Annotated in this window: 18 protein-coding genes; 9 read left to right on the top strand and 9 right to left on the bottom strand. The window is 63.6% G+C overall.

Annotation, left to right across the window (positions count from 1 at the left end):
* The first annotated feature begins 109 nt into the window (after positions 1–109).
* Complete coding sequence (locus JXQ94_RS09095; RefSeq protein ID WP_421923455.1) at positions 110–2,365, top strand: DPP IV N-terminal domain-containing protein; 2,256 nt, start codon at positions 110–112, stop codon at positions 2,363–2,365.
* A 5-nt stretch (positions 2,366–2,370) separates the two neighbouring features.
* Here the strand turns inward: JXQ94_RS09095 and JXQ94_RS09100 are convergent, their stop codons facing one another.
* Both JXQ94_RS09100 and JXQ94_RS09105 read right to left on the bottom strand, forming a co-directional pair.
* On the bottom strand, positions 2,371–3,093 hold the full coding sequence (locus JXQ94_RS09100) for a M48 family metallopeptidase (protein ID WP_421923456.1): 723 nt from the start codon (positions 3,091–3,093) through the stop codon (positions 2,371–2,373).
* Positions 3,090–3,695, bottom strand: coding sequence for a TetR/AcrR family transcriptional regulator (locus JXQ94_RS09105; protein WP_421923457.1), 606 nt, complete (start codon positions 3,693–3,695; stop codon positions 3,090–3,092). The genes JXQ94_RS09100 and JXQ94_RS09105 overlap by 4 nt, the downstream gene beginning before the upstream one ends.
* A gap of 99 nt (positions 3,696–3,794) precedes the next feature.
* On the opposite strand from JXQ94_RS09105, the gene JXQ94_RS09110 reads away from it, so the two are divergent.
* A complete protein-coding gene (locus JXQ94_RS09110) occupies positions 3,795–4,937 on the top strand; it encodes a hypothetical protein (RefSeq protein ID WP_421923458.1) in 1,143 nt (380 codons plus the stop codon).
* 2 nt (positions 4,938–4,939) lie between these two features.
* A complete protein-coding gene (locus tag JXQ94_RS09115; RefSeq protein ID WP_421923459.1) occupies positions 4,940–5,854 on the top strand; it encodes an OmpA family protein in 915 nt (304 codons plus the stop codon).
* A 119-nt stretch (positions 5,855–5,973) separates the two neighbouring features.
* Here JXQ94_RS09115 and JXQ94_RS09120 read toward each other — a convergent pair whose 3' ends face one another.
* Together JXQ94_RS09120 and JXQ94_RS09125 are read right to left on the bottom strand one after the other, a co-directional pair.
* Entirely contained in the window at positions 5,974–6,447 is a 474-nt protein-coding gene (locus tag JXQ94_RS09120; protein WP_421923460.1) for a GAF domain-containing protein, read from the bottom strand.
* Positions 6,448–6,525: 78 nt separating this feature from the next.
* Positions 6,526–7,560 (bottom strand): SDH family Clp fold serine proteinase, encoded by a 1,035-nt coding sequence (locus JXQ94_RS09125; RefSeq protein ID WP_421923461.1) that lies wholly within the window; start codon positions 7,558–7,560, stop codon positions 6,526–6,528.
* A gap of 188 nt (positions 7,561–7,748) precedes the next feature.
* Between JXQ94_RS09125 and JXQ94_RS09130 the strand changes: the two genes are divergently transcribed.
* A complete protein-coding gene (locus JXQ94_RS09130) occupies positions 7,749–8,681 on the top strand; it encodes an SIMPL domain-containing protein (protein ID WP_421923462.1) in 933 nt (310 codons plus the stop codon).
* Positions 8,682–8,683: 2 nt separating this feature from the next.
* Here JXQ94_RS09130 and JXQ94_RS09135 read toward each other — a convergent pair whose 3' ends face one another.
* Positions 8,684–9,586 (bottom strand): S1/P1 nuclease, encoded by a 903-nt coding sequence (locus JXQ94_RS09135; protein WP_421923463.1) that lies wholly within the window; start codon positions 9,584–9,586, stop codon positions 8,684–8,686.
* Between the two features lie 132 nt (positions 9,587–9,718).
* On the opposite strand from JXQ94_RS09135, the gene JXQ94_RS09140 reads away from it, so the two are divergent.
* Genes JXQ94_RS09140 through JXQ94_RS09160 form a run of 5 tightly spaced genes read left to right on the top strand, consistent with a single transcriptional unit; the run spans position 9,719 to position 17,368 of the window.
* Positions 9,719–10,408: a TetR/AcrR family transcriptional regulator gene (locus tag JXQ94_RS09140; protein ID WP_421923464.1), complete on the top strand. Its 690-nt coding sequence runs from the start codon at positions 9,719–9,721 to the stop codon at positions 10,406–10,408.
* Positions 10,405–11,481 carry an efflux RND transporter periplasmic adaptor subunit gene (locus JXQ94_RS09145; RefSeq protein WP_421923465.1) on the top strand — a complete coding sequence of 359 codons (1,077 nt, stop codon included), beginning with the start codon at positions 10,405–10,407 and terminating at the stop codon, positions 11,479–11,481. The genes JXQ94_RS09140 and JXQ94_RS09145 overlap by 4 nt, the downstream gene beginning before the upstream one ends.
* Complete coding sequence (locus JXQ94_RS09150) at positions 11,478–14,594, top strand: efflux RND transporter permease subunit (protein ID WP_421923466.1); 3,117 nt, start codon at positions 11,478–11,480, stop codon at positions 14,592–14,594. The genes JXQ94_RS09145 and JXQ94_RS09150 overlap by 4 nt, the downstream gene beginning before the upstream one ends.
* 33 nt (positions 14,595–14,627) lie before the next feature.
* Complete coding sequence (locus JXQ94_RS09155) at positions 14,628–15,773, top strand: alpha-hydroxy acid oxidase (RefSeq protein ID WP_421923467.1); 1,146 nt, start codon at positions 14,628–14,630, stop codon at positions 15,771–15,773.
* 41 nt (positions 15,774–15,814) lie between these two features.
* On the top strand, positions 15,815–17,368 hold the full coding sequence (locus JXQ94_RS09160; RefSeq protein WP_421923468.1) for an acetolactate synthase large subunit: 1,554 nt from the start codon (positions 15,815–15,817) through the stop codon (positions 17,366–17,368).
* Positions 17,369–17,371: 3 nt separating this feature from the next.
* On the opposite strand, the gene JXQ94_RS09165 is transcribed toward JXQ94_RS09160, so the two are convergent.
* The 4 genes from JXQ94_RS09165 to JXQ94_RS09180 form a co-directional block, all read right to left on the bottom strand.
* Complete coding sequence (locus tag JXQ94_RS09165; RefSeq protein WP_421923469.1) at positions 17,372–19,195, bottom strand: ATP-binding protein; 1,824 nt, start codon at positions 19,193–19,195, stop codon at positions 17,372–17,374.
* Positions 19,196–19,512: 317 nt separating this feature from the next.
* Positions 19,513–21,063, bottom strand: coding sequence for a porin (locus tag JXQ94_RS09170; RefSeq protein WP_421923470.1), 1,551 nt, complete (start codon positions 21,061–21,063; stop codon positions 19,513–19,515).
* Positions 21,064–21,414: 351 nt separating this feature from the next.
* A complete protein-coding gene (locus tag JXQ94_RS09175) occupies positions 21,415–22,629 on the bottom strand; it encodes a cupin domain-containing protein (RefSeq protein ID WP_421923471.1) in 1,215 nt (404 codons plus the stop codon).
* Positions 22,630–22,724: 95 nt separating this feature from the next.
* The gene (locus JXQ94_RS09180; protein WP_421923472.1) at positions 22,725–23,117 is read right to left on the bottom strand and encodes a hypothetical protein; all 393 of its coding nucleotides are present in this window, start codon (positions 23,115–23,117) and stop codon (positions 22,725–22,727) included.
* Between the last annotated feature and the right edge of the window lie 126 nt (positions 23,118–23,243).

Raw genomic sequence — 23,243 nt, forward strand, 5'->3', positions numbered from 1 at the left:
CTGTCTGGCGCTTTCGCGCCTCCGGCCGGGCGGGGAGGTTGCTGAAACCCGTCTGGCCAGCGCGCGCCGGGCCTTTTAAAACAGGGCCTACACACTCTGGGGAGAGATCATGTCCTTTCGTTATGCCGGCCTTGCGGCTGTTGCCGCCCTTGCGGGCGCCTGCCAGCCCGCCTCCGAACCTGCCACCGAAATCGCCGCCAGCGAGCCCGCTCTCACCATTGAGCGGATCTATGCCAGCCCCTCCCTGTCTGGCGCGACGCCCCGTTCCCTCACCTTCTCGCCGGACGGGTCCCGCGTGACCTTCCTGCGTGCCAAGGCCGATGACGCGTCCGTGCTTGACCTGTGGGCGATGGATATCGATGGCGGCGAGCCCTACTTGCTGGTCGACAGCCAGGTGCTCGCGCCGGACGAACGCGCCCTGACCGAGGCCGAGCGGCAATTGCGCGAGCGGGCCCGTATCTCCTCGACCGGTATCGTGCGCTATGATTGGGACACGCAGGGCGAGGCCATCCTCGTGCCGCTGGACGGCGACGTCTTCTACGTCAATGTCGAAAGCGGTGAAGCCCGCCGGCTGATGGAGACGCCGGAATACGAGACCGATGCCCGCATCTCCCCGCGGGGCAATTTCGTCTCCTTCATCCGCGAACAAAATCTCTACGTCATTGATCTGGAGAGTGGCGCCGAAACCGCCATCACGACCGAAGGCGGAGATCTTGTCTCCTGGGGCATGGCGGAGTTCGTCGCCCAGGAAGAGCTGAGCCGCCGCACCGGCTATTGGTGGTCACCGGACGAGCAATACATTGCCCTCGCCCGCGTCGATGAAAGCCCGGTCGAAAACATCCAGCGCATGGAGATCGCCGCCGACGGGTCTGCCCGCGTTGTCGACCAGCGCTATCCGCGCGCCGGCACCGACAATGCGACAGTCGAGCTCTTCATCGCCGAACGCGAAACCGGCGCGCGTCGACCGGTCGAGCTGGCCGCGACTGACGACATCTATCTGGCCCGGGTCAACTGGGCCTCGGACAGCACCACCGCCTATGTGCAGGTGCTCAACCGGATGCAGGACCAGATCACCATTCTGGCCGCCGATCCCGCAACCGGCGCAGCATCGCCCTGGCTCGTCGAGACGACTGATATCTGGATCAATCTGACCAATGATTTCCGCGCCCTCGCTGATGGTACGGTGCTTTGGACCAGTGAGGACATGCCGGGCGGTTTCCGTCACATCCAGCACCGCGCCGCCGATGGCAGCCTGATCAGCCAGGTGACATCGGGCGACTGGGTCGTAGGCAGCATCAATGCTGTCGATCTGGAGGACGGGCTTGTCTATTTCACCGGCTGGATCGAGACGCCGCTGGAACGGCATGTCTATTCGGTGCCGCTGGACGGCTCGGCCGCACCGACGCGGATTACATCGGGACACGGGCGCTGGTCGGCACGCTTCGGGCGGGATGCCGCGACCTTCATCGGGACTTATTCCGATCCGCAAACCCCGGCCCGGACGGCCCTGTATTCGGTGGATGGCACCCCTATCCGCTGGATCGAGGAAAATGCCCTCGTCGAGGGGCATCCCTATTTCCCCTATCTGGATGACCATATCACGCCGGAGTACGGCACGCTGACGGCCGCCGACGGGAGCGAGCTTCACTACCAGATCTTCCTGCCCGCCGATTTCGATCCGGACCGGCAATACCCGGCGATCCAGTATCTCTATGGCGGCCCGCACAGCCAGCAGGTCCATCGCGGCTGGCAGTCAATGCGCGCGCAGATGTTTGCCCAGCGCGGCTATGTCTATTTCACCCTCGACAATCGCGGCGCCGCCAATCGCGGCCGCGAGTTTGAAGGCCATATCCGCCACCGCATGGGCTCGGTCGAGGTCGAGGACCAGCTGGTTGGGCTGGACTATCTCAAGAGCCTCGACTTCGTCGATGCGGATCGCGTCGGGATCTGGGGCTGGTCCTATGGCGGCTACATGACGCTGATGGCGACCTTGCAGGCACCGGACGCCTGGGCAGCGGGCGTTGCCGGAGCACCGGTTACCGACTGGACGCTCTACGACACCGCCTATACCGAGCGCTATATGGGTCACCCGGACGCCAATTTCGGCGGCTATGAGCAGTCCTCCGTCTTTGCCCATCTCGACAATTACGAGACCCCGCTCCTGCTGATCCACGGCATGGCCGACGACAATGTCATCTTCGCCAATTCCGTCCGGCTCTATTCCGAGCTGCAGCAGCAACGCGCCGATTTCGAAATGATGACCTATCCGGGCCAACGCCACGGCGTGCGCGGCGAAGACCGCTCGGTGCATCTGTGGACGATGATCGTGGACTATTTCGATCGCAAGCTGAAGGACGGGGAATAGGCCCCCTAGAACACCACCCAGCGATCGGCCTCGTCGCGCATTTGCTGGCGACGCGGTTTCCAGTCCGGCATCAGGCTTTCCACCACACGCCAATAGGCGGGTGAGTGATTGGGCTCGACCAGATGGGCGGCCTCGTGGGCGCAGACATAGTCGATCAGCGCTTCGGGAAAGCCCATCAGGCGCCAGTTGAGACGGATGGTGGCGTCCGAGGCACACGACCCCCAGCGACGCTTCTGGTCGCGCACGATGACCTTGCGCACCGGTCGTCCGAGCCGGGCGGCATAAGCCTCGACCTTGGGCGCCATCAACGCCTCGCCCTCACGCTTGTAGAAGCGCTGCAGGGCCTTGGTGAGGGTCCGGGTGCGCAGCTCACCGTCAAGATGGGCATCATGCTTGAGGATGAGCCGGTCGCCCTCACGCCGCACGGTCGTCCGCACGCCCTCGCCGCGCAGATCGAGGGTCAGCTTACCGCCGAGCCAGGGCAGGCTGGCCCCGCTTTCCAGGACCAGTTCCGGTGCGGCAGGGCGGGCCGCCCAGTCGTCGAGCTTGGACAGGATCCAGCCGGATTTGGTGACCAGGGCGCGCCGGATCTCCCGCTCGCTGGCCCGGCGCGGCGCGGCAACGGCCAGACCGTCACGCGAGATGGTGAAACCGATCGTCCGGCGCGCCGAGCGTCGCAAGGTGAAGGCAACAGACCGCCCGTCCAGCTCGATCGAATACTCACTCATGCCGCAGAATCCGGGATCAGGCCCTCCACGCCGAAGCGGCGGATCAGGCAAAGCTGTTCAATGACAGCCTCATCCGTCATCCGGGAGCGGTCGTCCAGCCACCAGTCGAGCAAATGAAAGACCGCACCCACTTCACAGCGGGCCGCGGCGTGCGGATCGAGATCCTTGCGGGCCCAGCCATCACGTTGCCCCTCGACCAGCTCAGCGACCCTCAGCGCGGCGATGGCATCGACGACTTCGCGCTGAAGCGGATCCGCGCCGGCCCCGCGGCTCAACAACAGGCGGAAGAGATCCCCATAGATGCCGGCAAAGGTGACCACGCCCTCCATCGCTGCCCGGTCCTTGATCTCTCGCGAACCCGGCGTCTGCTGGGCCATGGCCAGGCCGGCGAGCACCGCCTCCTTGCCGGCGCGCATGACCTCGACAAAGAGCGCCTCCTTGTCCGGGAAGTGGGTATAGAGCGTGCCCATGGCGACACCGGCCTCACGGGCAATATCGCCAATTCGGGTGCCCTCGACTCCCTTGGCGGCGAACACGGAGGCGCCGGCCGTGACCAGCCTCGCCCGCGTCTCGTCCTTCTGCTCACTCCGCCGCTTGGCCAATCCCGACTCCACACGCGCAAATCAGTTCGTTGAAAATATATTCATTGAACATTCATTCAGCAAATGTATTCTGTCCCGACTGTCGGACGGGAGGACGCGATGCGGATTCTGGTACTCATGGCAAGCTTGCTGATGCTCCCGGCGCTGACCGGCGCTGTCGAGGCCAATTGCCACTGGCAGGTCTCCACCCGGCTTCTCGGGCACCAGCCTGGCGTCGGCTCGATTTCCAGCCAGACCTGGCCGCTTGCCAATATCAATGTCCGTGTCCAGGCCCGCACGCCGGGCGGGTTCTGGAATACGCCCAACTGGCCGGCGGTGACGAGCGATGGCGACGGTTTCGCCACCTTAGTCTCGGCGATAGCCTTTGCCGATCCGGATTGCCAGACCGCCCGCGCCATCAGGGTCCAGGTGAGAAACTTCCACACCGGGATGAGTTGGCGCACCGTCCATCAGCAATCCCTGCCGGGGCATGGCGATCATGTCGGCCTGTTCGATCCGGCGCCGATTCATGCCGTCACGGTTGGAAATCTCGTCCTGGACGGCCCCTATCGCGGCGATGGTGTCATCGTCATCGAGAGTATCGGCGACCCGCCGGCCGACTGGGAGACGTCTGGCGATGAGCCGCAGGATGTGCCGGCTGTCGAGCCCGCTGATCCGCAAGCAGCCGACGCCCCGTCTCAGCCCGACCGCACCGGTGCAATCCTGGATGCCGACCCCTGCCATGTGTACCGTCTGCCGATCGTCGCGGGTGTCGAATTCCGCTTCGGCCAGATGCCGGCACAACCCGGACCGCTCTCGGCCGACAACGCCCTGCGCATCTCGACCCGTCCCAACGGGGGTGGCGCGATGACGTTGAACCGGCTGACCTATCATGTGCACGTCGAGAATGCCGGGCAGCGTGACTTCCACGCCCTCCACCATTGCCCGGTCGAGCTCCATGTCCGCCTCAATGAGGGTCCGGGACAGCGCAGCGGCGATGGCTGGTCGCTGCCCTTTACCACGCGCATTCCCGACCTGGCGGTCAATGCGGTGGTGGCGCTTGATGACACCGCCAACCTGCTTGGAGCCGGCGATGACTTCGTCGGCGCCTGGAGCCAGGACTACGCGTATGTGCTGATCGAGGTGACGCTCGATGCGACCAACCGGGTCCGCGAAACCGCCGAGGGCGATAACCGGATCGTCCATTGCTATCACGCCCCGTCCAACAGCTTTGCCGATATGGCCGCCTGCCAAGGAGACTGATCATGATCCGCGCCCTTGCCGCCCTGCTTACCCTCGTACTCATCCTCGCCGGCATCGCCGCTGCCGTCCTCGCCCAGGAACCGGTCGAGGGCCACCCGCTGATCTCGCCTTATGAAGGATCCGAAGGTGGCGGAGAGTATTGGCGGTTTGACGAATACGCCTTGATCACCGGTTTCGATTTCGACGCCCGTGCCGCGGTGACGATTCCGGTGCAGGGGCGGGTCACGAAGCTGGATTACGACAATCCCGACGACCGGTCAGAGCTGGAAATCTTCACCAATTACCGCGAAGCGCTCGACGCGGCAGGGTATCAGCCGATCTGGTCCTGCGCCCGGGACGGGTCCTGTACGACCGGATCCAGCCGCAACGCCTTCTACCAGGCCAATGGCATGCGGGCGATCAACGGACCAAACTCGCACTATACCGCCGGCACGCTGAACCATGACGGGCGACTGGCCTATATCGCCCTTGGTGTCGGCCGCCACACCACCTCGATCGTGATTGTCGAAACCGATGAGATGGACCGGGACATGGTCACCGTTTCGGCCGAAGCCCTCGCCGCCGGCCTCGATGCCGAGGGACATGTCCGGGTCGATGGCCTGCTCTTCGCCCATGACAGTGACGTCCTGCTGCCAGAGTCGGAGACGGCCCTGACCGCCTTGCGGGATCTGCTGATCGCGCGACCATCGCTGTCGCTCTACGTCGTCGGACACACCGACATGTCCGGCACGCTCAGCTACAATATGAATCTGTCAAACCGCCGGGCGGCCGCCGTGGTTGACGCCCTGACGGCGCTCGACGGGATTGACGCCGAACGCCTCATCGCCGCCGGGGTCGGACCGCTGGCGCCGGAGGCCAGCAATGCCGACGATACGGGGCGCCGGCACAATCGCCGGGTCGAGATCGTGGCGCGCTAGACGCGCTTTCCAGACATCCCGCACGCCGCCTTGATGGCGGACCCCAAACGGGCGGGACAGGGGGCAGTGTCAGCCCGAACCCAAGACCGGCACTGCCCCCGCGCGTCTCAGTTCAGTGATCAGGCAATCGTCAGCAGCTCGCCACAGATCGCTTCCAGGCCGGCCTGGTCATCCGTGTCGAAGGCACCGAATTCGGTGGAGTCGATGTCCAGCACGGCGACCAGCTGGCCGTCGGCATCACGCACCGGCACGACGATTTCCGAGTTTGAGCGGCTGTCGCAGGCGATGTGGCCGGGAAAGGCGTGCACGTCTTCCACGAGCTGGGTCTCGCCCGTGGCCGCGGCAGCCCCACACACACCCTTGCCGAACGGGATACGCAGGCAGCCCATCGTGCCCTGATAGGGGCCGACAACGAGTTCGGTCGGTTTGGCAGGGTCGACCTCGTAAAAACCGGTCCAGAAGAAGCGCTCACCGAACATCTCGCGCAGCAGGCAGCTGGCCGTGGCAAAGCGCGCCGTACGGCTGGTCTCGCCCGCGATCACCGCGGCGATCTGCTTGCGCACATCCTCATAAAGCTCGGCTTTGCTGGTCATGACATCATCCCTTGCTGGTCGCCGGGAAGATCGGTGTGCGGCGGGGCCGGTTCAAGGGGGCTTGGCAGCGCGACCCTGTCAGAGACGCACATTGCCACACAGGGACTGGCGGATCGCCCGCTCGATCGCCTGCTCGGCATTGTCGGTCCCGCCCTCCTCGCCGGCCTCCTCGCTGTCGAGGCGGCGGGCTTCGTATTCGAGGCGCGTGTGGATCATGCGGATACGGGCATCGACCAGGCCATAGATCAGATCGGGAATCTTGGTCGAGACATTCATGCCGAAATCCTTGGCATCCTTGGGCGTGATGGCCTGGCTGTGCGACAGCGTGCCGGCTGACAGCGTGTCGGCGATATGGTGGTCCGGCTTGCCCTCGGCCTTGTGGATTTCATTGACAATGTCGCGCGCGACCTGCCCGGCATAACGATCATATTTCTCGGCCTCATGGGCCAGCATGACCAGGACATCCTGGGTCGCCAGCGGCCCCTTCTGGGCGAGAAGCTCCTTGTAGGCCTCGGTAGGGAAGCCGCCATAGATCGTATCGATCGGGCCCAGTGAGGCGGTCGGATCCATGACGATCTTGTCCGCCGCGAGGGCGATCATCGTGCCACCGGACATGGCGACATAAGGCACATAGGCCACCACACGCGGTTCGCGCCTGGGATTGTAATGCCCCTTGCCCTTGGACAAGTGCTGCTTGATGGCCAAGGCGATCATGTGGGCCGGCCGGGCATAGCCGCCCAGCGTATGCAGCACGATCACGATCCGTGCGCGCGGATTGGCCTGGCGGATCGAGGCGACCGCCTCAAAGGCCTCGTCAAAGGCGATCTGTTGCTGGGCACTGTCGCGGCCAACGAAGTCGTCGCCGAGATCATGGATGAGATCGACCAGAACCGTATTCCCGCTCTCGATCTTCTTGCGGTATTTCTCGTAGTCCTTCTTGGCGTCCTCATAACGCGCCGCCCGCTTGCGGCGCAGCTTGTAGACCTGACGCTCATCAGACACGGCGCGCTGCCGATTGAGATGCATGGAGATGGCGCTGATCGCGAGGATAAGGACAAACAGACCGGCCCCGGCCACGCCGTAGAGCACCGTATTGTCCACACCTTCAATCACGCCCAACCCCCGACACACACAACGCCCGGTCCGGATATTAACCAAACGCTAACGCGCGCAACAAGCAAAAGCGTGAAGGGCGGGCAGGATCACGGCATTATCTCCACTTGCGTGGCAGAGCGGCACCAATTGCGGTTGGCATGTCCGGGGAATCGGGCGCCAGTTTTGATCAGATGAGGGGATGTCAGATGAAGAAATCATTCTTGTTGGCTGCAAGTCTGCCGGCCCTGGCCCTGGCCGGATGCGGCTTTGGCAGCAATGGCGAGCCTGTCGACTCGAGAGCGCCGGTCTGGGCGCGCACAGCGTCGGTCGAAGCAATCGGTCGCGCCTATATCGAAGTCCTGCCCAATCGCGGACAATTCTCGGTCACCTATGAAGCCCGCAATGAGCTTAGCGAAGACGCGGTGGCCGAAGCCGTGGCCCGCGCCAATTCGGTCACGCAGGCCATGCGCGAGATCGATGGCAACAATATTCGAATAACCTCCGACCTGTCGGTCTCGCCCTATTATGAGCAGGTCAGCCAACAGGACGGGCTATTCCGCGAGCGCCTCGAGGAAAATCGCCATCCCGATGCCCTGCTGGGCTATACGGCTTCGGTGACGATCACCGTGATCGCGTTTGACCTTGAGCATCTTGCCGATGTCCGCGGCGCGGCGATGGCAGCCGGACCGGCGCGCTCGCAGGATATCCGCTTTTCCATGCAGCCCAGCGCGGAACTCTATCGCGAGGCGTTTGCCGCCGCGGTGGACGACGCGACCGAGCGCGCCCGCATCGTCGCCGAGTCTGCCGGCGGACGCCTCGGGCCAGTCCAGGTCCTGCTGGAAGGTCAGCAACCCTGCCTGCGCCCGCCGGCCACCGCGGCCGGGCTGGATAATGGCGATTACGGCCAGATCGGCCGCAATAATGCCGGCGACCGCGTTGTCGTAACCGGCAGCCGGATACAACGGGATGCATTCAACTCACCGGCGCCGCTGCAAGTGGTCGACGCCGAGCAAGGGGCCATAGCTGGCGTGATCGACCCAGGTGTCCTTGTGGCGGCATCCGGCAATTTCGCCCTCGCCGCCGACTTTGAACCGATGCGGTTCGAGACCCGGGTCTGCGCCGTCTTCGCTGTCGAATAGGCCTAGTTCAGCGCGCCGGAGCCCGTGCTGGAACCGCTGCGTCCGGACACCTGGCGCGCCTCGACCAGCTGGTTGAGAAGGCCGGCCAGACGCACACCGCCCTGTTTCAAACGTTGCAGCGAGACCGGGAGGTTGCGGGCATAATAGGCGTCACCCGGCTCGATCGGCTCTTCGGCACGCGCCCAGTAATAGGCAAAGCCGCGCGAGCGGACGATGTCATGGCTTTCCTGGGCCCAACTGATTGGCGCCAGTGGCGTATAAACATCGACCCCATTGAGCGGGATCTCGGCAGCCAGCGCCTCGGCCAGCTGCGCCCAGCGGTCAGCCTCCTCCAGATAGGGCCAGGTCTCGGCCATGTAATCGAGCAGGATTTCGCTGTCCCAGACCCGGTGCAGATTGGTCCGGCGTTCGCCACGCCACAGCACGTCAATATCATTGCCACCGCGATCCCCCTCGATGGAGACATGCAGTGGCTGGTGGATATCGCCCATCCAGTGAGCGAGGAATTTCAAGGCCTCAAGCCGATCCTCATCCGAGCGCGAGCGGTCAGCGAAAATGCCCGCATGCAGGTCAATCGCGGAGGTGATGCACCCATTCTCGGCGCAGTCCTCGGCATCGACCTGCGGGTCATTGCGCTCCTGGTTGATATAGTGCCAGGGCGCCGTGTGCCGATGGGTCGAACCGCGAACCTCGTCGGCCCAGGAACAAATGTCGCGGAAAGTGTCGAATTGCGGGTCAAGCGCGACCAGGCGGTCGATCTCGGTGCGGGTCTCGTCGGAGAGATAGCGATAGGCAAGGTCGCACACGATGCGGTGACCATCGCGGCCATAGGCCTCTGCCGACCCGGGCATGGCAAACAGGGACAGAAAACCGGCGACAGCCAGGGCACGCAGGAAAAGGGTCATGAAGCTCTCCGGTCGGATGGCACCCGCCCGGTGCCCGCCCCGGTCTCTAGAAGAGCCGCCCTCGCCCCTCCACTAGTCAGGGCGCGCATCTTTCAACTGACGCAACCCCCGGTCGCAAAACGGGGATTTTTAATGTTATCGCCACTCGAGAAGGACCGGGCAGGCCAGTCCGCGAGTCTGGAAAAACCACCGGAACTATACCGTCTGGACGGTATTGACTGTACCGTCTGGACGGTTTATGTGCAGTGCACAATAAAGTGGATTTACGCAATGCCAGCCAGCAAGCCATCAACCCGCGGCACGATCCTCGACGCCGCCGAAACCGTGGTGGCCCGCGACGGATCGCGCCGCCTCACCATCGACGCCGTCGCGGCGGAGGCGAGCGTCTCCAAAGGCGGCGTGCTTTATCACTTCCCCAACAAGATCGCCTTGCTGCAGGGGATGGTCGAACGGATGGTGACCGAGATCGGCGACGAACTCGCATGCGCGGAGAGCCGGGCACGCGAGGCCGGCAAGCCGCCGCTGGCGGAAGTCTTCGCCAGCATGTTCGATCGCTCGGAGTCCCAGGACGGTCTGTCGACCGCGCTCCTGGCAGCCTCCGCCGAGCACCCCGAACTGCTTGACCCGGCCCGGGAAATTCTCTCGACCACTTTCCAGCGTCTCGCCGAGGAAACACCCGACCCTGTCGCCGCACACGTCTTGATGCTGGCCATGGACGGGCTGAAACTCTCCGTCCTGCTGGGCTTCAACCATATACCCGATCATCAGTTCCAGCCGATCCGCGATCGCCTGTTGAGCATGGCCCGCGAGCTTTACACATGACCCGATTTTCCTGGCTTCCAGCCCTGACAGCAGCCTTCATTCTGGCTTCCTGCTCACAAGATGCGCCGGCCCCTGTCGCTCAGCCACGTCTGGTTCAACTGGCCGAAGCTACCGCGGAGAATGGCGAGACGCGCCATGAATTCGTCGGCCGGATCGAAGCCCGTCTCAGCGTCGACATGGCCTTTCAGGTCGGCGGACAATTGGCGGAGCTTCCGCTCAATGAAGGCGTGCTGATCGAAGAAGGCACACTGGTCGCAGCCCTCGACGCCGAAGATTTCGAGCGCGCGGCCCGCGAAGCACGGGTCCAGCTGCAACAGGCCAATACCGAGCTGGAGCGCCAGCGCACCCTGCACGAACGCGGCATTGCCTCCCAGGCCGCGCTCGACAGTGCCCAGACCAATTATGATTTGCGCGAAGTCGCCCTGCAGACCGCACGGCGCAATCTGGGCTATGCGACCTTGACCGCGCCCTTTGACGCGCTGGTCAGCCGTCGCCTGGTGGACAATTTCACCATTGTTTCGCCCGGCCAGCCGGTCGTGCGCCTGATGGACGTGTCAGAGTTGCGTGTCTCCATACCGATCTCCGAGGGCATGGTCGCAACCTTTGACGCCGATGATCTGGTCTCCTTGGAGGCCGCCTTCGCTTTCCTGCCCGGCCAGACCTTCTCCCTGGTCCCGCGCGAACTGGTCTCCGAGCCTGATGCGGCCTCACGCACCTATCGCGCCATCGCCGCCCTGCCGGACAATATTCCCGCCAATATCCTGCCCGGCATGACGGCCACGGTGTTTGCGCAATTTGCCAATGATGCAAGCGCTCTCAACGGACTTCGCATTCCGCTGGCCGCCGTCGGTGCTGCCCCGGACGGCACACAACGGGTCTGGGTCTTTGACGAAGGCGCCGGAACGGTTTCACCCCGGTCCATCACCACGGGCGGATTCGAAGGCGAGACCGTGATTGTTACCGACGGTCTTCGCGCCGGCGACCGCGTCGTCACCGCCGGCATCTCCGCGCTGCATGAGGGGATGGAAGTGCGTCCACTGTCTGATGCGGTGCGCTCCGGAATGTCGCAATGAGCGCCGCGGCGACCCCGTCCAGCGCCCTCGCGCGCCTCTCCATTGAAAAGCCCGTCCTGACCTGGATGGTCATCCTGTTCTGCCTGCTCGGCGGACTGGCCGGCTTCCTCAATGTCGGGCGACTTGAAGACCCGGCCTTCACCATCAAGGAAGCCATCATCTTCACCCCCTATCCCGGAGCGACGGCGGAGGAGGTCGAACAGGAAGTCACCGAGACCCTGGAAATCGCGATCCAGCAGATGGGTGAAGTCAACGAAATCCGCTCGGAATCCGCGCCGGGCGTGTCGGAAATCCATGTCACCGTGGACGACACGATCGACAGCGCTGACATGCCGGCGGTTTGGACGCGCCTTCGGGCCCGGATCCGCGACTCCGTTGCCGCCCTGCCGCCCGGGGCCGGCGCGCCGGTCGTCTACGATGATTTCGGCGACACTTACGGCATTTTCTATGCGGTCACCGCTGACGGCTATTCCGATGCCCGCATCCGCGACATCGCCCGAACGCTCCGACGCGAACTCCTGACTGTCGAGAATGTCGCCAAGGTCGCTGTGGAAGGCGAGCCGGACGAACGCATCTATATCGAGATCCCGCAGGAAAACCTCGCCCGCCTCGGCCTGTCCTATTCGGATTTGCTGGAAGATCTGGAGCGTGAGAATGCCGTCGTGACCGCCGGCTCGGCGCCGATGGATGACCGCCTGGTCCGGGTCGAGATTCCGCAGACCCTGGGCGGTATCGATGCCATCTCGAACCTGCTGATTACCCCGCGCAACAGCGATCAGGCCATCCGGCTGTCGGACATTGCCGAAGTACGCCGGCAACCGGTCGAACGCCCCTCCCAATTCATCTATCACAACAATGCCCGCGCCTTCACGATCGGGGTGGCCGGCCTGCCGACTGCCAATATCGTGGACGTCGGCCATGCTGTGGAAGCCCGCCTCGCCGAGCTCGAGGCCGGCCTGCCACTGGGCGTCGAACTCCATCCCATCTACCAGCAGCACCTGGTCGTCGATGATGCGATCAACAATTTCCTCGTCAGCCTGACCCTGTCGATCGCCATCGTGATCGGGGTATTGTGCCTCTTCATGGGCTGGCGGGCCGGCCTGACCGTTGGCACCGTCCTCTTCCTGACAGTGTCCGGCACCGTCTTCTTCATGGACATCTTCGCGCTGGAGATGGAACGCATCTCACTGGGTGCGCTGATCATCTCCATGGGCATGCTGGTCGACAACGCCATCGTCGTCACCGAGGGCATGCTGACCGGCGTGATGCGCGGCAAACCACGGATGCAGGCCGCCGAAGACGCGGTTGCCTCCACGCAATGGCCATTGCTGGGCGCGACCGTGATCGGCATTCTTGCCTTCGCCGGGATCGGCCTGTCACCGGACGCGACCGGGGAATTCCTGTTCTCGCTGTTTGCGGTGATCGCGATTGCCCTTCTCCTCAGCTGGGTCATCGCCGTGACGGTCGTTCCGATGATTGGCTACCATCTCTTCGCCGCCCAGCGCGCCGAAGCCCTGGCCGCCGGCAAGGCGGACCTGGATTCCGACAGCCTCTATTCCGGGCGTCTGTTCAATGGTTATCGCGGCCTCCTGGGCCTCGCCCTGGCGCGCCGCTGGACCGTGCTCGCCGGACTGATCGCGGTCACGCTGGTCTGCTATGTCGGCTTCGGATCGGTGCGCAATTCCTTCTTCCCGGCCACCAACACGCCGATGTTCTACGTCAATGTGGAGCTTCCCGAAGGCACCGACATCCTGACCACGGATGCCACCCTGCGCGAGATCGGCCGCTTCATCGCGGATCAGCCCGAGACCGAGATCATCGACACCTTTGTCGGGGCCGGCGCGACCCGCTTCATGCTCACCTATTCGGCCGAACAGCCCAACGCCGCCTACGGCCAGGTAATTGTGCGCACGCATGAAATAGACGCCATTCCCGCGCTCGCCGACCGCATTCTCGCCCATGTCCGCGAGACCCTGCCCGATGTTGATGTCCGGGCGGACCGGATCATTTTCGGCCCGCCCTCCGGCGCCAAGCTCGAAGCCCGTTTCTCGGGACCGGATGCCGATGTGCTGCGCGCGCTGGCAGAGGCCGCAACCAGCACGCTGAGCCGCGATGGCGATGTCATCGATATCCGCACCGACTGGCGCAACCGGACGCCAATCCTGCGACCTCTCATCATCGAGGAACGCGCCCAGACGATCGGCGTGACTCGCCAGAACATCGCCAACGCGCTGCGTTTCGCCACCGATGGCAGCCAGGTCGGTGTCTATCGCGAAGGCGAGACCCTGATTCCGATCCTGGCCCGAGCACCGGAGGCTGAACGCTCCGATCCGGACTATCTCGATGACCGCCTGGTCTGGAGTCCGCAACAGGCAGCCTATGTCCCGATCAACCAGGTCGTCTCGTCCTTCGCCCTGGAGTTCGAGGATGTTCTGATCCAGCGACGCGATCGCACCCGGACCCTCTCGGTACGCGCCAATCCGCATCCCTGGGAAACCGCCTCGGAGGGCTTTGCCCGCTTTGCGCCGATCATCGAAGCCATCGACCTGCCGCCTGGCTATTCAATGGAATGGGGCGGTGAGTATGAAGCCTCGGCCGAGGCCAATGCCTCGCTGGGCGGACAATTGCCGCTGACCTTCATCGCCATGCTCACCATCTCCTTTTTGCTCTTCGCCAAGGTGCGCCAGCCGCTGATCATCTGGGCGGTGGTACCGATGTCGGTGAACGGGGTGGTGATCGGCCTGCTGCTGACCAATGTCGCCTTCTCCTTCACCGCCCTGCTCGGCCTGCTCTCCCTGTCCGGCATGCTGATCAAGAACGCGATCGTGCTGGTCGATGAAATCGACATGCGCATTCGTGACGGCGCAGACCGGGCCGACGCCGTCCGCGATGGTTCAATCAGTCGCCTGCGGCCGGTTCTGCTGGCGGCTGCCACCACGATCCTCGGCATGACGCCGCTGCTGGCCGACGCCTTCTTCCAGGGCATGGCGGTCACCATTATTGGCGGGCTGACCTTCGCAACGGTCCTGACCATGATCGCCGTTCCGGTGCTCTATGCCCTCTTCTTCGGGATTCGACCGCGTCCGGCGACCGAAGATCCGGTCGAGACTTGACGCTGTGTCGGGAAGCGGACAACGCTCGCTGCCATGACAGCGATTGACCAGGTTCACAATATCGAGGCCTTGCGGGCACTGGCCCGCAAACGCCTGCCCCGCATGGTGTTCGACTATATCGACGGCGGCTCCGACGACGAGATCACGCTCGCCCGCAATGACACTCGCTATGGCGATTACGAGCTGAACTTCAAATCCCTCGTCGACATTTCGATGATCGAGTTGGACACGACCATCATGGGCTCACCCAGCAAGGCGCCCATCATCGTCACCCCGACAGCGGCCCAGCGCCTGTTCAATCCGCGCGCCGGCGAAGCCGCGGTTGCCCGGGCCGCCCGCAAGGCCGGACTCGTCTATTGTCTTTCCACCCTCGCCTCCACCACGATCGAGGACATCGCCAACCACACTGACGGGCCGAAATGGTTCCAGGTCTATGTCTGGAAAGACCGCGCGATCGTCGAGGCGGCGCTGGAGCGCGCCCGCAATGCCGGTTTTACCGGCCTCATCCTGACCGTGGATGTCCCGGTCGCCGGCAATCGCGAACGCGACCATCTCAATGCCTTCACCATCCCGCCCAAGATCAATGCCAAGACGGTGAGCCAGATCCTGGCCCGGCCGGGCTATCTCTGGGACATGGCGACCACGCCGGAAATCCTGGCCGCCAATTGGGCTGACATGGACACGGGCGGGATGGGGATTATCGAATTCCTCAATTCCCAGTTCGACCGCACAGTGACCTGGGACGATGCGAAATGGATCAAGGAGGCCTGGGGCGGGCCCTTTGCGATCAAGGGGATTGCCCGCCCGGACGATGCCAGACGCTGCCTTGATGCCGGCGCGGACGCAGTATGGATCTCCAATCATGGCGGCCGGCAGCTGGACACCGCCCCGGCCACGATTGACACCCTGCCCGACATCGTCGCCGCCGTGCGCGGTCAGGCCGATATCATTCTGGATGGCGGGATCCGGCGCGGCACGGACATCATCAAGGCGCTGGCGCTCGGTGCCGATGCCGTGGCGGTCGGTCGGCCCTATCTTTTCGGGCTGGGCGCGGCCGGTGAAGCCGGCGTCACCCGCGCCCTGGACATTCTGCATTCGGCACTGGAGCGCGACATGGCCCTGGTTGGCGCATCGCGCCTGTCAGACCTCACGCCCGACTTCGTCCGCATGCCGCACTAGACAAGATATCAAGCAACAAGAAGTCATCACGGGGTCGATCCATGTTCGCAGCTGAAAGCCTGGTCCGCACGCTCATCAATCAGGGCGTCGAAGTCTGTTTCACCAATCCGGGCACATCCGAAATGCATATGGTCGCCGCTCTCGACCGGATCGAGGGGATGCAATCCGTCCTTTGCCTCTTCGAAGGCGTCGCGACCGGTGCGGCCGACGGCTATGCCCGCATGGCCGAGAAGCCGGCCTGTACCCTGCTCCACCTGGGACCGGGGGCCGGCAATGGTCTCGCCAATCTGCACAATGCCCGCCGCGCCTACGCGCCGGTGGTCAATATCGTCGGTGACCATGCCCGCGATCACCTCCAATTCGACGCGCCGCTGACCTCGGACGCAGACGGGGTCTGTCGCCCCATGTCACGCTGGGTCGGACGGGTTGGCGCGCCCTCTGACGTCTCAGCCATGGCGGTTGAGGCGGTTCGCCAGTCCTACGGGCCGGAGCGGGGTGTCGCCACGCTTGTCCTGCCCGCCGATTGCGCCTGGTCCGATGCCGAACCGGCAGTGATTGACGCCGTCGATCTGCCCGGGCCCGAGCCGGTCCCGACCGACACGATCGCGGCGGTTGCCGCGGCCCTCAAGGCGGCGGAGAATCCGGTTCTATTCCTCGGCAATGATGCGTGCCGGGAGGATGGTCTCGCGGCCGCCGGCCGGATTGCCGAGGCGACCGGCGCGGCACTGTTCATGGACACTTTTGTGCCCCGCATTGCCCGCGGCCATGGCCGGGTCTCCCCCAAGCGGCTGGGTTATTTCGGGGAACAGGCGCTCGAGGAACTGGACGGCGCCGACCTGATCGTGATCGCCGGTTCCAAACCGCCGGTTGCCTTTTTCGCCTATCCCGACCAACCCAGCGAGCTGACCCCTCCGGGGACACGCACCGCGCATCTGGCCGGTCCGGCCGATGACGTGATTGGCGCGCTTCAATCCCTGGCCGACGGGCTGGGAGCGGCAGAGGTCGAGCTCAACCTGCCGGAACAATCACAAGCACCGAAACTCTTCCCGGATGAAGCCCTCAATCCCGGCTATGTGGGCATATCCCTCCTGCGTCACATGCCGGACGATTCCATCATCTGCGATGATGCCACAACGTCCGGATTGGGGGTCTTTCCCTGGATCGAGCATGGCCCTCGCCATGACTGGCTGTGCCTGACCGGTGGGGCGATCGGTTCTGGTATGCCGCAGGCAGTCGGAGCCGCCCTCGCCTGTCCGGACAAGCAGGTCTTCGCGCTGTGTGGCGACGGGGCCGCGGCCTATACGCTACAGGCCTTGTGGACCCAGGCGCGCGAGCGGCAGAATGTGATCAATGTGGTTTTCGCCAATCACTCCTACCTGGTCCTGAATATCGAATTGTCCCGGGTCGGCGCCGGCAATCCGGGACCGGCAGCACAGCAGATGCTGTCTCTGGACAACCCCAAAATGGACTGGGTCAAGCTGGCAGAAGGCTTTGGAGTCCCGGGTCGCCGCGCACGCACGGCCGGCGAATTCGACGACGCCCTGAAGGCGGCGATCGCCGCGGGTGGACCGCAATTGATCGTCGCGGAAATCTGACGGTCAGCCGCTGGAGACCCGGCTCTCTTCATCGGTCGGCGCGTCAGAGCGCCGGTCGGTGACCAGGGCAATTTCGAGCACGCGCCGCAATTCTGCGATCTCGACCGGCTTGGGCAGGTAGTCTGTAAAGCCGGCGGCGAGGAATTCACGGCGGTGATCATCCGATGCCAGAGCGGTGACCGCTATGATACGGGCGTCGGCGGACTTTCGAGTCTCGCGGATGCATTGCATCGCGCTGACCCCGTCCATCTCCGGCATCTGAATATCCATCAGCACCACGTCATAGGCGAATGACGTCGCCTTATTGACCGCTTCCCGGCCACCCGAGGCGCAATCCACGACGAGCTCGTCCGCCCTGACGATCTGCTGGACCATCGCCTTGAGGACAAGCTGATTGGTGACGACATCATCAACCACCAGGACACGCCCTGCGGCCTCGACCGGCTTGGTGGACGCCGGGTCGCGCGTGACGACCGGCTGCTCGGATGTCGCAATTCGCTCCAGCGGCACGTCAACGGTGAAGGTGGAGCCACGGCCCATCTTGCTGGAGAGCGTGATCTTGCCGTTCATCTTGTTCACGAGGCGTCGACAAATGGCGAGACCCAGCCCGGTTCCGCCATAGCGCCGCGTCATCGAGGCATCGACCTGGTTGAAGGGGTCGAAAATCGAATCCTGCTTGTTGCCGGGAATACCGATTCCGGTATCGCGAACCGACAGCCGGACGCGGGTCTTGCCTTCGCGCACTTCGCCGACCGTCGTCAAGGTGACGCTGATCCGGCCCGAATGGGTGAATTTCACCGCATTGGCCAGCAGGTTATTGATGATCTGGCGCAGACGGAGCGGGTCGCCACGCACAAAAGCCGGGTCGCCGAGCTGGTTGTTGACGGTCAGGGCCACGCCCTTTGTCTCCGCCTGCGGCCGCCAGTGATCGGTCGTATTGCGGATCAGGTCGGCCAGATCGAATTCGCGATTGTCCAACTCGAGCGCATCCGCTTCGATCTTGGACAGGTCAAGAATATCATTGAGCAATTCGAGCAGGGCCTTGCCACTATCATCGATCAGCTCGAGGCTGCGGCGGTGATCGTCACTCAAGCTGGTGTCAGCTTGCAGGACGTTGGTCATACCCAGGACACCATTGAGCGGCGTCCTGACCTCATGGCTCATATTGGCGATGAAGTCGGACTTGGCGCGATTGGCCTGCTGGGCCGCAATCAGGGCGGTCTCCAGTCGCTGGTTGGACGCGGCAAGCGCGCTCTGGGCATCGGTCGTCGCCGACCGGAAACTGGAACCGAAAAGCACTATCCAGACGCAGGACAGAGCCCCGGCCGCGACCAGCATGTCCAGCAGTTCGGAGGGATTGAAGCCGAGACGTCCGCCCTCGGTGACATGGGCTGTGCTGATGATCAGACCGAAATAGGCGGCCAGCGGCAGGATCGCGAACAGCGCGGCCCTCGCTCCCCAAGCGATATAGGCGCCCAGAAGAATGCCGGGCAGATAGAGCGTTGCCGGCGGGAAAGATCCGCGATTGGCCCAGGCCGCCGCGAACAGGACAAGCGAGGCGAGAAGGATCATCGCCGCGATCGTGGCATTGGGCCGGCGCAACTTCAGACCGGTGACACCCACCGACCCGGCCAGCAGGCCCGAGGCCAGACCGAGTTCCACCATTCCGGGGCGCCCGTCGAGGACAAAGGCAAGCACGGCCGCATTGACCAGACCCATGAGCGTGAAGATCGCGGTATAGGCCACGGCGATACGCGATTTGATCGCGTAATCGAAATCGACGAGCGGGTCCGCCCCGGTCAAACGGTCGATCTGTCTCCACAGCATGTCGCGACATCCCTCCTCAAGTAGACCCGAATATAGCCCAGCGGGGTTAACAAATCCGTGTCTGCCGGACGGCCTCCCACCTTTGATTGCGATCTCCGGTCCGGGCGTAAATCCGGCACGTGCGAAATGGCGTCCGCGCTGAACGCGATCAGAGGCGGCCGGTTTCACCGAGGCCCGCAGGCCGACAGCCCGCCCCGGATCGGTCCTTGATTCCCGGCGGAGCAAAGGCCTTGTTCTCGTCCGCATGGCGCCCCGGACACAAAAAAGCGCCGCCCCCGGAGGGACGGCGCTCTTTCAGTTCACCTGTATCGGACCGGCTAGAAAGCGGCCTGGATACCAAAGGTCAGGATGTCGGTCGTGGCATCCCGCTCGGACCAGGTCGAGCCGTCCGGGAAGTTGCCGCCGCTGAGGAAGTTGAGCGGAACCCAGCCATCAGTATGGATGTACTCGCCAAACACGTTCACGCCCGGCGCCAGGAAGTAGGACAGGCCAGCCACATACTGGTCCTGACGCTCCCAGGGCGCGCCGTCATCGCCGGCCCGGAAGCGGCTGAATTCAAGCGAGACATCAAGCGGGCTTTCCGCACCGATATCCATTGCGTAGCGACCGCCCAGGGCCCACGAAGTGGTCTCCCGCGCTTCGAAGACGCTCAGCGGATTGGTGGGATCCGGAACCGCAGAACCCGGCCAGATATCCGTGGTTTCCTGGAACTCGCCAAGGAATTCGAAATCACCCAGCGTGAGGCGGCTGTAGACCGCATAGGCCGGGTTGTTGTCGGCGCAGGGATTGAAGTGGAAGACCGGATAGGCCTGGCAGTACGGGCTGGCATGCTCATAGCTGGCGCCGACCATGATCGTGCCATCGGCTCCGATCGGCGTGGTGTAATTGGCATCGATGGCGAAATTATTCACCCGAGACGGAACATTCGTACCCTGGACCGGTGAATTGGCCGCACGGAATTGGGCGCCGCCCTGGATGCCCATCGCACGGACGTGCAGGCCGTCATTATAATAGCCAACCATGCCGCCATAGGCGAGACCGGCGAAGGAGTGCCAGGTCGTCGAATTGGTGAACGGGCTGACCGTATCATTGAGACCGAACGGCGTGTCCATCTTGCCGATCGCGGCATAGATCGGCGACGTGTCGAGATTGCCGTACATCACCCAGGCCTTGCGGACCTGGACCTGATTGCGGTTGAGGTCGGTAATGGTGCCCGACCCGAAGCTCTGCTCCGGATTGTAGAGCAGTTCGACATAGGCGGTGACATTGTCCGCGACCCGTGCCGTTGCGGCGAGCTGGGCGGAGTGAACAACCATCTCCGAGACTTCCTCGCCAATCTGGTTGGCCGAGGTCGGATGACGCATCAGCCAGCCGAACTTGGTGTCCGAATTCGAGCGCTGGTAATTGGCCAGCACCGTCACACCGCCGCTCAGCGTCACGCGATTATCCAGCTGGCCATTCTGCATGGCCTGGAGCTGGATCAGCTGACGTTGATTGATGCCCTCGGCATGGTCCAGCACGTCGAAGCTGTACTGCGTGCTCAGGCCGACGAAATTCTGGCGGTAGCTGTCCTGGTGCGCGCGATGCTGGTCGGCATGAGCGACCTGCACCGGCTGGTCGGGGGCCGCATGCGGCGCGGTGTGGTGTCCGGCATGAGGCGCAGGATGTGGCGCGCTGTGGGGAGTCGCGGCGTCGTCCATCGCGCCCTGGGATTCAAGGTATTCGAGCAGGCGGCGATTGGTTTCTTCCAATTGCTCGATGCGCGCTTCAAGTGCCTCGATACGATCGTGATCGTCAGCGAGAGCGACGGTCCCGGTCGATGACAGCGCAATGACGCTCGCGCTGAGTGCGAGAAAATGACGGTACATGATGTCCCCTGTGAGTGTGTCCGGCGCACCTGTCCCGTGTGACGCCGCAAGCTAACGAGTTCCAGCTACCGATATCCGACCTCAACGGCAAGTCGCATGGGAAGCTGCCAAAAACAGGATGGGAGTGCCGCGAGTCGACCATTCCGTCACGAATGAAATTATACGCGGTTCGAGCGAAGACAGTGCCGTCCTCCGGCCAGACGGTCCGCCTCTGAACACGCAAACTTCGTGACGGGCCGTCGGAATACGCTCGTCGAACGACGACCTGGGGCTCGGTCTCACCGCCAATATTGACGCGGCCCGGCCGTCTTTATCCCGCCCGCATGCCGGCCCAGACGTTGACCCCGGATCTCATCTGACAGGCGCGTCGGCGCGCAGCAGCAGGCCGTAGGCGACCAGCGAATCGATCACATCATTGAGTTCGTCAGCGTCGCTGATGCTGAATTCGCTCTTGCACATCGAGCCCGCGGCGATCTTTGTCCGCAGCTGCTCGGCCAGCGCGCCACTCATCGGAATGCGGCCGCCCGAGAGCACGATTTCCTGTTCCACATCACCATCCCCCGCGGACACAGGTTCGAAGTTGAACAGGATATGATCACGAACGATAAGCCGGTCGTCCGGCCCGACGCCCTGCGCCAGCGACAGCAACGCGCCGCGCAGGCGCGGCCCCTGCCCGCTGACGAAATTGCCCGAAAACGCCGCGAGCGTGGCATCGAAGCTGGCCTTGGCGGCGAGCTCATCGACAAGATCACGGAATGTCTGGGCATGGCGTGCCCTGACTTCGCCGCCCTCGAAGAACATGTCACGCGGGAGGGAGTGGCGCATTTCGGGAACTCGAAGACTGGCCTCAGCCACGGCTTCCAGCATGAATTCGGCCCAGGTCTGCACCAGGATCCCGACCGTGATATGCAGGCTGGGCTCGTCACCATGATTGGGCGCGCGGTGGGCGGTACCGCGTGGGACATAAAGGCACTCACCCGGGTTGAGGACGAAGGTTTCCTTCAGCTCACCGGTGTCGTCATGGTCCTTGCGGAAGCTCTCCCCCTTGAAGGGCAGGCCGTCACGATCGCCGTAAATCTCCCACTCTTTCGCACCGGAAATCTGGATCACGAAGACATCGTGATCATCATAATGAACCCCAAAACCCGTCTCGCCCGGCGGGGTCAGATAGACATTGGTCTGGGTCCGGGCCCCGAATTGTCGCTCCAGCGCCAGGCAGAAATTATAGAGCGTGCCATCGGCCAGATGCATTTGCGGCAGGATCAACGTGCATCCGTCGCGGAAATTGTCGAGCACCGAGCCACGATCGACCACACCATTGGGAAAGGTGAATTCGGTTTCAGGAATGGAACTGCCCGATTTGGCCATGCTGATCGAGGATGCCGGCAATTCGCTGTCGGACAGGATCTCGTCGACCCGGTCCAGGCTCAGCAGGGCAGCCGCCTGGTCGCTTTTGCTCGCATTGCGATAGAATTTGCGCTCGTAAAACTCGGCGAAGAATTGCTCCGGTGTGAGCGGGCCGAGCAGGAGGGCGAGGGCGTCTTGCGCCGGCTGTTCGAGACTCATGGTGTCGTCCTGGATTCTGATGCCACACATGGTTCGGGGGCCAGCAATGCCAGCCCCCGCAACACGATGTCAGTTCATGAATTCGTCGCTGTCGCTTACGCGCAGGAACCGCGACCCCGGCCACGACCGGCACCATCGCTGTCGTCACTGTCGGTCACGCCCGTGCGGCCATTTCCGGCACGATCATTCGGATCGCTGTCCGAGGCGCCATTCGTGCTGCCGCGCCCACGACCGCCACAGTCAGAGTTCGACCCCGAATCCGAATCCGTCACGCCTGAAGAGCCGCGGCCATAGCCGGCGCGGTCATTGGCGTCACTGTCGGTCACGCCCGAACGACCATAGCCGGCACGATCATTCGGATCGCTGTCCGTTCGACCGGTCCGTGCCTGCTGAGCAACTGCCGGGGCACCCACAACTGTTGCGGTCGCGGCGCCTGTGATCAGCCCGACGAATGTTCGACGAGATACTGGCTTGGCTCGTTTTGCCATTCGGAATTCCCCATTCAAATTCTTCGACTACGTTGTCGAAGTTCTCGCAGAAGATACGCCATAAAAATTCTATGGCAACTGTTGAGTGGGAATTGCGGAAGGCTGGCGCGCCCTGTCAGCGGCCTG

This window comes from Maricaulis maris, assembly GCF_049116555.1.
GTDB lineage: Bacteria > Pseudomonadota > Alphaproteobacteria > Caulobacterales > Maricaulaceae > Maricaulis > Maricaulis maris_C.